Genomic DNA, 13,127 nt, shown 5'->3' on the forward strand with positions numbered 1-13,127 from the left:
CAGAACAGCTTACTGGAAACATTGGGGATCCTTATGAAGCTCAACCGAAAGATATTGACGGATATGAGCTAGTAGAAGTACCAAGCAATGAAACTGGTGAATTTGGTGAAGAACCACAAACCGTAACGTATGTATATACACCAGTTGTGGAGCCTACACCGGGGGCACCTGTAGATGTAGAATATGTAGATGAAAATGGAAATCCTATTGCAGACCCAGAACAGCTTACTGGAAACATTGGAGATCCATATGAAGCTCAACCGAAAGATATTGACGGATATGAGCTAGTAGAAGTACCAAGCAATGAAACTGGTGAATTTGGTGAAGACCCACAAACCGTAACTTATGTATATACACCAGTTGTGGAGCCGACACCAGGGGCACCAGTAGATGTAGAATATGTAGATGAAAATGGAAATCCTATTGAAGACCCAGAGCAGCTTACTGGAAACATTGGAGATCCATATGAAGCTCAACCGAAAGAAATTGATGGCTACAAATTAGTAGAAGTACCAGGTAATGAAACAGGTGAGTTCGGCGAAGAAGGTCAAACCGTAACGTATGTGTATGAAAAAATGGATACTGGTTCAGAAATAGTTAATCCAGGTACAGGAAATAGTGGAACAGATGCGGGACAAACACTTCCAGATACTTCAACTAACTTATATAACTTACTAGTAGTTGGTCTACTACTAATTGCTTTTGGAACTACTGTAAGTCTTGTTCAACGAAGACGAAAAATCTCATAATAGCGTTTAATTAAAAACATTTCTTCCTTTTCACATTAATAAGAGAGTATCAGTCAATATTAGGTCTGATACTCTCTTACTTTCATTACATTAATGACCGAGAAGATAATAACATTTTTAAAGTATATATTAGATCGTCTACCAAGAGTGCTGGTTGTTAACAGCATCTATTCAGAAATAAGGGGGAGCAAAGAAAATGGAAAAAACAAGTAAACAACTTCAAAGAGTTTCTTAGCCCCCAATACAAAAAAATAATGGCTGGGGCATCTGGTGGCGAATGTTGCGACCACATACCCTATCTGCTTCTTCACGGTCTTTGATTTTTTTCCATACAAAAAACCCTCCTTTTTGTTCTTTCATAAGTACAATCGAAAGAAAAGGAGGATGGATAGGAGTTTAGGTTGGATTACTTTTGATTTTAGGAACATGATTAAAGACAAGGAAAACGTTCTGAACAGGAAGTCAGCATAGCAATTCTTAATAAGTCTCCATCATGCTACTAATTAATATTTCCTGGGTTAAGAACTCTATTTCCATAGAACAACTAGTATAAATAGTCTTAAACACCATTTTTGGAAGAAAGTCCTTAAATAGATGCCAGTTCTACCCTGTTAAGAAAAAGGGTGGATTTTTAAAACTTAGAATCATGATAAGTTGAATTCCAATGTGGTAACCACCTGCCAAAAGTTTGAAAGCTGCCCAGGCTTAGCCAGTACTAATCCTGTAACTCCTGAGGTAGGGTGTCATAAACCTTCAGTGAATCCACAGTAACAATTAACTAGCTTTGGCTGTTCACCCAATGAGTCTCCTTAGATTTAATATTCAGTCGTTACATCTTAGAGGTTCTTATCTTTTAATTTACCTTTGACAGCAATCCGCTGCTGACCGTCTCTAGTACATGTTATTAATGTTATTTCTGTTAATGATGTGTGATCCTCAAGTATTTCTACATTCGTTGCTTCAATAATTTCAATAGAAGTTACTTCGTAAATATACTGCTCGCCTTCTGCATGAAGTATGACCTCAGCACCCTCTGGGACATCCGGGAGCTTCCGAAAATGCCGGTCTCCCCTATAGCCTCTGTGACCTGCAATTGTAAAGTTTCCTTCCCCTGGTTCTTGTCCACCCTTTATCTGTGTAAGACCCAGTTCTAAATTTTCCTCAGTTGTTTCTCCCAGAACAGGTTGCTTTAAATTAATGGAAGGAATCTCCAAGTGAAATACATCTTTTAACTCTTGTTTTGATAATGGCAAATCCTCATCAGAAGCTAGGTCTGCCATTTGCTCATCTTCAATTAACTTTAAAGCTTGCTCCAGTGCAGCAACTTCTTTGTTCTGTTCCCATTCATAATACAAAGGAATCAGGACGAGAATAAGCCCAATGAGAAGCAGGGACGTTCCTATCCATTTTCGTATACCCATTGGACTCATCCTCCCGATTCATTGTTTACTCCGCTCTTCTTCTCCAAAGAATAACCGTTGCACCTGCCCCCATGAAAAGTATACCAAGCATCATAAGATACAGGTACATTTCTTCACCGGTTTGCGGCAGTCGATCTTGTGATCCTGTATGAGGATCTGAAGGTTCACTTGGTGTTCCAGGTTTACTCAGTTCCTCCGGTAAACTTGGTTCTTCGGGATCTTCAGGTGTGAATGTTGGTTTCTCCATCTCTTCCTCTTGGTTATATGCTGTCAAACTCATTAACCCTGTCTGTCCTACTTCAATGACAAATTCAAGAGGAGTTTCATCCAAAATATAACCGGATGGTGCCTGGATTTCAACAAACTGGTAAGTTCCAGGACTGAGTCCTTCAACAAGGATCCTTCCATTTTCATCGGTAACCAATTCGGTTGCCACTACATTTCCTTCGTCATCAAGCAGATCAAAGAACGCACCTTCCAACCGTAGCGATTCATCGCTTTCATCCACTTTAATGAGCTCAACAGCACCCGGGGTGCGCTTATTTTCTTTCGTTAGTTCAATACGCTCCTGCTGGCCTAGTTCAATCTCAAATGGCAATGGCGTCTCGTCAAGTTCGTGCCCAAACGGTGCACTCGTTTCTACAAATTGATAGTTTCCAGGTGCCAATCCATCTACCACCAGCAAGCCGTCTTCATCTGTTGTTAAGCCGGATTGAAGTTCATTCCCCTCTGCATCTTGAAGCACAAATTCCGCGCCTTCCAAAGGTTCGTCTTCTTCACCAACTTTCAAGAGCTCCACACCGCCAGGAGTGCGCTCATTTTCTTTCGTTACTTTCACACGTTCCTGCTGGTCAAATTCAATTTCAAACGGAACAGGTGTCTCATCCAGGTCGTGGCCAAATGGTGCACTTGTTTCCACAAACTGATAGCTGCCTGGCAATAAGTCTTCTAAAATGAGAATACCGTCTTCACCGGTCGTTAATCCGGACTGAAGTTCGTTGCCTTCATCATCCTCAAGGGAAAACACAGCACCTTCCAGTGGTTCTCCTTCTTCACCTACCTTCAGCAATTCCACAGAACCCGGCGTTAAGTTGTTTGTAAAGGTCAATTCTGTGCTGGTTGTTTGTCCCATCCCAATTTCAAACGGGATAGGTGTCGGATCCAGCTCATATCCCGGGATGGTCTCTGTCTCCACCAGCTGATAAATTCCCGGAGGTAAATCTGAGATAGTGAGCAGCCCGTCTTCATCTGTTGTCAAGCCTGCTTCAAGTGCTTCCCCATCCGGATCTTGAAGTTCAAACTCAACACCCTCCAATAGGTTGCCATCTTCACCTTGTTTTGTTAGCTCTAAAGTACCTGGGATTAACGTATTTGCCTTCGTTACTTCCACACGATCCTGCTGGCCTAGTTCAATCTCAAACAAAAGTGGGGTCGGGTCCAGTTCATAGCCAAACGGCGCACTCGTTTCTACAAATTGATAGTTTCCAGGTGCCAATCCATCTACCATCAACAAGCCGTCTTCATCTGTTGTTAAGCCGGATTGAAGTTCATTCCCCTCTGCATCTTGAAGCACAAATTCCGCGCCTTCCAAAGGTTCGTCTTCTTCACCAACTTTCAAAAGCTCCACACCGCCTGGGGTGCGCTCATTTTCTTTCGTTACTTCCACACGATCCTGCTGGCCTAGTTCAATCTCAAATGGCAATGGCGTCTCGTCAAGTTCGTGCCCAAACGGTGCACTCGTTTCTACAAATTGATAGTTTCCAGGTGCCAATCCATCTACCACCAGCAAGCCGTCTTCATCTGTTGTTAAGCCGGATTGAAGTTCATTCCCCTCTGCATCTTGAAGCACAAATTCCGCGCCTTTCAAAGGTTCGTCTTCTTCACCAACTTTCAAGAGCTCCACACCGCCTGGGGTGCGCTCATTTTCTTTCGTTAATTCAACACGCTCTTGTTGAGCAAATTCAATCTCAAATGGAACAGGTGTCTCATCCAGTTCGTGGCCAAATGGCGCACTTGTTTCCACAAATTGATATTGACCCGGAAACAGATTTTCAATGACCAATCGGCCATCTTCATCCGTCGTTAAACCGCTAAAGAGTTCGTTGCCTTCATCATCCTCAAGGGAAAACACAGCACCTTCCAGTGGTTCTCCTTCTTCACCAACTTTAATAAGTTCTACCTCATTGTCCAGGCTCATGTAAACACCAACCCGTAACGGTTCAACCGGCTGACCTTGATCCGTAGCCACCGCAAACGAGTTCCATGCAGCCCGGCTTGCAGGATTTATATTTTCATCCAGTAACTCCTCCGATACATTTTCTGCGTCAGGGGCCACTAGGGAAAATGAAATGGTGATCTCTTCACCTTGAATCCATTCTGCCTCTTCCGTCAATACTATTTTAAAGGCGTGAATATCTTCCCAATTCTCCACTTCCTCCACCGTCAACCAGTTCGGTTCCTCAGCACCTTCTGGATTAGTGAGCGGCTCGGTCGTTTCTGGATATTCGGTATGCCTGGTCAAATCATCTCGCATTGGATTCATGGCAGTACTGTAGGTAACCTCCACCTGATCTTCCCACTCTTCAGGTACTTCAATTGCCCCGGTTAACAGCGGGGTGAACTGACTGCCGCGCTCAACATTATCAGTAATACCTAAGTCCCCAACCGATGGCAGCACATCCACAAAGGTCATCGTAGAAATGTCTTTACCGGTTGTATTCGTCATTTTTAATTGGTAATCAATAGCTCCACCCGGGATCGTTTCACCAAACCGGGAAAATGAGTCATCCAATTCCCCGCGAACGAGCTTTTCGGTTTGAATATCATAATTACCCCTGGTCGTGTAGCGATTACCAGATTTCAAACGTGGTTCATCGGTTACTCCGTTTTGATTTAAATCCTCTTCATCAGTCTGTAAAATCGTATCGGTAATTGCATCGCCGCCCGTACTTGGTACTTCCAGCTCCTCATCACCGGAAAATCCGTACACATCAAATAGAAGTGGGCTTGGCACAGTATCAGCGATCGTGACATCCAGTTCCGCAGCAACACTGTTTCCGACTCTCAGTACACGATCGTCCCATAAGATTTTTACCAACTGACGACCGCTGCCATTATAATTGTCACTAAGCACTTCATATTCACCGCCAATAGCGGAGTCTGCCTCGTCGGTTGACCGACCGTTCCCATCGGTAAATACAGGATTCGGATCACCCTGAAGAGTCACACCTGGTGGTAACAGCACTACTGTTTCCAACGGCCCTTGCATCGCGAGCGGTGAACTTTCGGTATTGTTTAAAGTCACATTCATACGGTTATCACCACTCACCAAAATACCGTCCCTGTGATCCTGCAATTCAACGTCTACAGTGGCAACCGGCGGCTGATCATCTGGACGTTCCACAATCTCAGCGTGACGCGGACCTGCCAGCGGGTCGTTATTGTACTGGTTAGCAAACGTTTCACCTGTACCGTTTACACCATACACGTCAAAAACATTTTCAACGGTACCAGTATAGCCAGGAGTTACTTCAAAGCTAAACGATGGAATACCAACATTAAGCATACCTGCCGGTGCATAACTAAAATCAAAGCCAATATCACTTACCTCATCGTCTGCTTCCAATCCAAGGTCTACCCTGGTGTAGGTCCTGTCAGTTGCGGCATTTTCGATTAACACAACCTCTTCTCCATTAACCGTAGCCTGAATATTGAAAACAGGATCTTCTGGTAAAGGAACACCACTCGGATAATTGGCATTCGGTCGATATATAAAACCTCCTGGTGTCTCCAATTCCATAAATATTAAATTTGGGTCGATTGTCAGAGCGGTCGTATATTGTTCAAAATCGCCATGTTGACCCTCCGGTAGCGGTGCAATACCGTGGGCAAAAGTCAACCATGCGTCATCATATACACTTGGTTGTGGATTTCTATTACTAGCATTTCCTCTATTACCTTGTCCATCAGATGGCCCAAAGTAATTAGGTACATACCATGTACCTACGATAGGACCATCTAATTCACCAGGATCATAAATACTGACCACATCGCTTCCAGTTACTTGACGAGTGTCACCGTTAATATAAGTGGTATCTAAAGTGGCCGTATTTTCCTGTGTGGTGTCCACCGTACCGTCTGCTGTAGTTAACCATACTTGCAGCGTGGTTGTGAACAGTTGGTCCTCCGCCTCTTCCTGTTCTTCTAAAGTCGGTGCATCGAAAGTCCAAACCAGCTCATCTTCAGACGCAGTCGGTTCCTCCCCATTCTCCATAGAATGGTAGGTCAGGCCAGAAGGGAGTATATCTGTAACTGTGATATTTGAATCCTCCTGCAGATACATCTGTCCAAGATTGTTTTTTGGCACCTCAACCATAATTTCCCATAACGTCCGATCGCCTTCATATGTAGGTCCACGATCTTCAGCGTTATTTTCCATGTAGCTTTTCGTCACGTTTGCCGAACTGGATGCTTCAATTACCACTGCAGCCTCATCGGTTAGTGGCGCTTGTTCATTTGCTGTAAACATTGCCTCAGCCGTCAATGCCGCACCGTCAGGGGAGATACCATTCAGTGTCTGAACCGAAAATGTTGTCCTATACGTTTGGCCAGACGCAAGCTCGTTAAACGTATAGGACAACTGGTGGTTGTCTACGTCATAAATTGGCACCTCGCCGGCTATAGCTAAATCATCCAAGTCTTGCTCAAAAATGCTAAAGTCAGTAATCGGCAAGTCAATCAGAATTTCCGCATCAGTATATGTAGTTTGTGACCCAGTGACTTTCACTTCCAAGTTATAGATTGCTGCCTGCCCAGATGTTACCATCTCGTGATGCGGAGAAATATCAATATCGATGTTCAAATCGCCGACTAATGGCTGAATAAGTCCATTGCTTTCATAGGATTCATTGGAGTTTCCTCCATCTACATTTTTTTCGTCGGATTCAACATTTTGTTCATCCTCTATACTTTCTTCTTGATCTATACTTTCTTCTTGATCTATGCTTTCTTCACTCTCCGTATTCTCTTTTTTCTCTGTATTTTGTTTACTATCAGTAATTTCATCTTTCTCTGTATCTTCTTCATTTAAATCAGTAGGCGATTCTGATTCTTCAACGGCTTCTTCAGAAATATGAATGGTGTATTCCTGAATCTCGGTATTCTCTCCATCTAAATTGCCTTGGAGATGCAGAACATATTCCCCGGCGCCTATATTTGTCAAGTACAAAATGGTCTCAGACTGTAATACACCGTCGTTACCTTCAATAACGACCTTGTGTTCCCCAGCCGCATATTCTATGTTCTTTTTTTCATCCAGTTCGGATATGGTTTGTTCTTCATTCCAATCTACGTCTTCGGGTAAGTATAATGCAACGCTCTCCATGGATTCATGAAGCGAAACGACTTGAAGACGCACTTCATCTTCAGCATTGCTTGGTTCCGCATTAATTTCAAAGTGATCTTCGGGACCCATCACTTCCATAGCCATTGCTGCATGGCTGAACTGCGGACTAATAATTAATAAAATCATAAACACATAAAAAACTTTTCGCATCATTTTATATCTTCCCCTTTCTCTTTCTTATTTTCAGTAGCCTCAATAACTCCTTTCTTTACAAAATGTTGTCGATATTACATTTATGTAACTGTATTCGACAAATATATTTTTACTTAATTACAAATTTATCATCAATTTAACTTTAAATCTATAGAAAAGGTAAAATAATGCAAAACAACCAATATTTCTGCATATTATTTCATTCAAAACTCCAGGTAACGCAAAGTATTTTTGATCCTTCTTCTAATCTAAATAAGTTCGACTAGATTAAAAATATTTTATTATTCATCGTTTCAATCTATTATACTACTGGATAACTGATCCAGCATCAGCCAATTTATGAACACATAATTCATTCCTCGTCTTGCTCCAATGCAGTTTACTATACCCCTGCATCTCCTGTTGTTGTTCCTCCTCTTACGCTATAAGATGTTTTTCTTTATACATTAAAAATACCACAGCGAAGAAACCGTGGTAGGGGATAAAATTATATGATTTTTTATAACATGTTAAAAAAATCAAACCTTTAGGCTAGTATCCCAGGATTGATGAAAACCCAGTGATTGGCCTTTTTTTCTGTAATTGATTTCTGTAAAATACTGATACCCTTGAAGGGATTGAATATGCGGCAACCTCATATCTGACATTTCGTTATAACAAAATACAAATGTCATTTAATAAGGATTAAAAAACACCTGCCCTCTTCCACCGAACCCCTTTATAACTAATGAAGTCCGATGATAACGAATGATGAATTTAAAACTTTACAACTGAAGTCATATTGTGTGCAGGTGTATTAAAAATGTTTAAGTTCGTTTACATAGCTTCTTACTTAAACCAATTCAATGATTTCAAGCAAATCAAACCTCCCTCATATGACGAGCAATGATACCATTTACACATTATCACCCGAAATCGTGTTTTTCACCATATCGACGACAATGAAAAACAATAAACAACCTCTCGTCCATGATGGAGCAAGAGGTTGTCTGTATCTGTTATCAATACATTTGTTTATTTTGGCCAGTTAAAAAACATGGAAGACAGTTCATCCTGGTTTTCTTCCTCTACATTAATAAATAATTTACCATTAGCCTGCTCCATTGCTTCATTTCCGTCTGAGTCAACGGCCCTCACTTCAATTTGTGCACCGGATACCATCATGCCTGCTGGTGCAGTCCAGTAACCGACATAATGACCATCAGTCGTTTCCATCATAGGTAATTCAATAGGACTGAAGGATTGCGCAATACCGCCAGTCAGCGGCAGGTAAATTCGGAATGATGACCGCAGACCCGGTTCACTGTCAAATGTTATTTGCACGCTTTCGCCGGTTTCAAGATACTGTTCTTCTGCCGGGGTAACATTATCAATCACCAGCTCTCCCTCATCCTCTGTTTCAACAAAAACTGTCACACTTTCCCCTGTCGTATTCTCTGCCGTATCATATGCAGTCACTTCAATTGTTTGCTCGCCGGTTTCCAGTGGTACTTCCGCGGTATATTTTCCACCTTCGTCTATATCAGCCTCTGTTCCTTCAACCTCAATCCTGTCAAGATGCTGATCATACGCTGTACCTTCTACCACTACAGATTTCTCAGCAATCTTTTCGCCATCCTCGGGACTATCAATACTGAGCTCAGGCGCCACGGTATCCAATACAACGGATACCAAATCGGATGCTGCCACAGGATCGTCATCAACCAGGGTAATGGCTTGCAGTGCGTTTTCTCCTTCTTCCAATGCAGCATCGATAGAAAACTCTCCACTTTCATCTGCGTTGCCTGTGCCCACTGTATTGCCATTGCTCTCAATATGAACGGTTGTATTCGGCGTTCCTGTTCCTTCCACAACAATCTCTTCCTCGTTCGTCACCAATCCAGCCTCGGGAACAGTAATTTCAGGATCTGCATATGCAGGTCCCTCTTCACCGTAATCCACATTTGCCCGGATCATATAGTTGCCCGTGCCTCCATCATCTTTTAACCATTGACCGCCTACATATTGCCAGCTCCGGTCGGCATAATTATTGGACTCACCATCCGTTACAAAACCGGGAATATACGGATAATCATTTGCCTGCAGATAGACAATATAAAAATCATCCTCCACAACAATACCCAAGTGGGACAAATCTACCTCCGTCCAGTTGTTTAAATCACGCACTGCTGTAGCCTCTATTGGACCTGCCAGTCTATTCCCCGGTGCCCCGTCTTCGCCATCAGCATCATAAACAGCCAGCATAATTTCGTTGCCGCCAGGATTCGGAATATGGTCTGCCCAAAACTGCAACTTCGCTCCGGTCAGCATGGCAGAAGATTCTCCATCCTCTAGAGACATCCTGACAGCAAATCCATTTCCTGCTTTGGAAAATGCCAAGTTCCGGCCATAGGACCCACTATCATAACTGATTTCCGAATCTCCTGTTTCATAATAAGGGTCCAGGGTGATGTCCAGCGGCATATCTTGCCCTTCTTCTACTGTAATCTCCTGCGTTTTACCGTAATAACCATCAACATATACTTTTAACGTATATGTTCCTTCTATCGCTTCAAGCTGATATGTTCCATCTTCATTTGATGTGGTTCGCTCACTATTTTCGTCTTCCAGCAAGAAGATTGTTGCACCTTCCAACTCATTGCCTGCAGTACTTTCAATGGTTCCGGAAATCGTTTGTCTTGGCAATGGAGTCAGATGAACTTCTGGCGAAATGATTTCTTTTCCTGAAAGAGAAACATTCACTGTCTCTGGTTCAAAACCATATGCATCAATGTCCAGCGTATACTCACCCGGCTCGTGATGGATGGCAAAGCCCCCATCCCTTAAATCCGTTTCTGTTTCCCAGCCGGTCTCCTCTACCGTAATCGTTGACTCTACGGGCACAGCACCTTCATTAAATGTTTCATTTTCTGCATTCCTGCCGGCATCCGACATAGAATCGAGTTGTAGTAGAGAATCAACTGAACTTTCATCCATATTCAATTCCGCATGTTTATCGTACACCGTATTGGTAACATCTGTTTTCATGCTATCACTGACGATCTGTACATCATCAATATACCAGCCGTCATTTTGATTGTCTCCAGTCTCCAGATTAAATGCGATATACACTTTTTCGCCTGCATAATCCGATAAATCCAAACCAACTTCATGCCAGCGCGTATTTTCCTGTCTGGCTTGATACAGAGGATCCCATGTATCACCATCTGTTGAAACATAAACCGTTCCAGTATCCTGACCAAGCAGCGTTAATGTATACCAATTCTTAAACCGGAGAACGGTATCTTCCTCAACAAACACAGGTGGCATCATCAAGGTCATGTCTGCATTACTATCATAAAGGCCTTTCAAATTGGTCCCTACCGCCTTTTCACCCGAAGCTGCACTGTCCGGCCCATGTGCCGGAGCACCCCATTCCCAGCTGTTGTTTCTGCCAAAGGAATACCAGCCATCGGGATAGCCTTCAAAATTCTCAGCATACCCTTCACTTACACCTTCTTCAATCTGGACATTATAGACATCAGTTTGTGTTTCATTTCCATTAAAATCGGTAATCGTCCAAGTATACGCCAGGGAATCACCTGTTATTTCTTCTGCTGGAACGACGGATTCATATGTTCCATCCAAATGGTCTCCCTCTATGTTCCCTGCTGTAAATGTTTTTTCCGTGCCGTTATCCAGCATAAGTGTTAACGTTACATCATTTACACTTACATTGTCACTTGCCTTGATCAAAAATTCCTCATCTTTATTTTTATACAGATATTCCCGTGCATCATGTTCATAAGAAGGGGCTTCCTCATCTGTTCCAGGACCTGTTACCTGCCCATTTATCGTGCCAATGCCATTTTGTACTGCTTCCACCGCTGCTGCTGCATCAAGCATTCCGAATCCATACCCGTTATTTGGATATTCCGGATACGCTTCATCAGTCTTCTCACCAGCTGTTTGTTTCAATACATCTTCTATCTGTTCAATGGTCAAATCCGAATCTGCTTCCAGCATAAGCGATGCAGTAGCTGCAACATGCGGAGCAGCCATGGATGTCCCATTGTTTTCGCTATAGGAATCACCTATATATGCTGAGCGAATTCCCACACCCGGAGCAACCAAATCCGGCTTAAGAACACCCGTCTCAGACGGTCCTCTCAAGGAGAATTCCGCCAGCATATCCTCTTCATCCGTTGCGCCAACTGCAATGGATTCTTTATAATTACCAGGTGCCGAAGCCGAACCAGGACCAGCATCCTCAAATAATCCAGTATTTCCAACAGAGAATACGGGAACTATTCCGGCTGCGCGCCAAGCTTTTACCATCGGCCGAAACCAGTCATTGTTAACTGTTCTGCCTCCCCACGAATTATTCACAATATCGGGAGCCATTTCAGGATGAGGAACACCATTGTCATCTGTTGGAGCAATCACCCATTCCGCTGCTTGCAAAATGTGATCATCATACCCAGTGTCCCCAAAAAATGCACGGACTGCAATCCATTCAGCACCTGGTGCAACACCAACCTGATTATCCCCGTTCTCTTCCTGGCCAACCATGGTTCCCATCGTATGCGTGCCATGTCCATCAGAGTCCATCGGTGATCCAATTCCCAATACAGGATCATACCAGTTGAACTCATGCGTAGGGTTTTCGGGATCGTCCGGATTGAAACCGCGGTACTGTCTTTTTAATGCCGGATGCTCCCATAACACGCCGCTGTCGATGTTGGCAATAACCACTCCTTCGCCGGTTACTCCGTTATCCCATGCCTCCGGGGCACCAACGCGGTCAATATTCCATTCCGCATCATTGTTGTCAAGCGGACTTTTCTCAAGTTTAGGCATTTTTTGTTCTCTATTCAAAACAACCGACTTTACTTCCGGCAGATTCGCAATTTCCTGTGCTGCTTCTTTTGTGCCGGTCACCTCCAAAGCATTCACGATGAAAAAACTTTTGTATTTCTTGATATCGCTATGGTTGTCCAAATAGGATATAATGCCTTTTTGCGTTGTTTCGGCTTTATCCTGTAGTTCAGATACAACTGCCTGTTGTATTTGCGCCTCTGCTTCTTCTGATGAAAGCGACTGTTTTTGAGCACGCAAGTTTGCTTGCTGTGCAACTGCTTTCGTATCGGTCTGTTCATTAAGCGTTACGATAAACGAGACGTGCGCTTCCTCTTCAAAAGCTTCCAGCAATGCTGCATCCATTTCCGGGTCAGACTCCTGCTGCCCGTTTTTACCTGTTGTTGAAGCACCGGCAATTGTACTTGCCGGAACAAGTAATGACAGGCACATTAAAAAAACAAGAAAAACGGATAAATTCTTTACCAATCTTTTTTTATGTCTATGTTTCACTTGTAATTTTCTCCCTTCTGATAAATTTCGCCGTTAATGCCTGCTCATAAT

Annotated in this window: 4 protein-coding genes; 1 reads left to right on the forward strand and 3 read right to left on the reverse strand. The window is 43.1% G+C overall.

Translation table 11 applies throughout. The features are described 5' to 3' along the window. Nucleotides 1-749 (forward strand): MucBP domain-containing protein (locus ACDX78_RS19880; RefSeq protein WP_486030116.1); only part of this gene is annotated, 749 nt, incomplete at its 5' end. Nucleotides 750-1,585: 836 nt separating this feature from the next. Here ACDX78_RS19880 and ACDX78_RS19885 read toward each other — a convergent pair. The 3 genes from ACDX78_RS19885 to ACDX78_RS19895 form a co-directional block, all read right to left on the reverse strand. Further along, nucleotides 1,586-2,170, reverse strand: a complete 585-nt coding sequence (locus ACDX78_RS19885; protein ID WP_486030118.1) for a class D sortase — start codon at nt 2,168-2,170, stop codon at nt 1,586-1,588. Between the two features lie 25 nt (nt 2,171-2,195). Continuing rightward, complete coding sequence (locus ACDX78_RS19890) at nt 2,196-7,727, reverse strand: SpaA isopeptide-forming pilin-related protein (RefSeq protein ID WP_486030120.1); 5,532 nt, start codon at nt 7,725-7,727, stop codon at nt 2,196-2,198. Nucleotides 7,728-8,741: 1,014 nt separating this feature from the next. Beyond that, a complete protein-coding gene (locus tag ACDX78_RS19895; protein WP_486030122.1) occupies nt 8,742-13,076 on the reverse strand; it encodes a S8 family serine peptidase in 4,335 nt (1,444 codons plus the stop codon). Nucleotides 13,077-13,127 lie beyond the last annotated feature (51 nt).

Source organism: Virgibacillus oceani, from assembly GCF_041521345.1.
Classification (GTDB): Bacteria; Bacillota; Bacilli; order Bacillales; family Amphibacillaceae; genus Virgibacillus_N; species Virgibacillus_N oceani_A.

Bases quoted from the DNA above. Each gene is read 5' to 3' on its own strand.
- ACDX78_RS19885 (WP_486030118.1), bottom strand. From the start codon at position 2,170: ATGGGTATACGAAAATGGATAGGAACGTCCCTGCTTCTCATTGGGCTT.
- ACDX78_RS19890 (WP_486030120.1), bottom strand. From the start codon at position 7,727: ATGATGCGAAAAGTTTTTTATGTGTTTATGATTTTATTAATTATTAGT.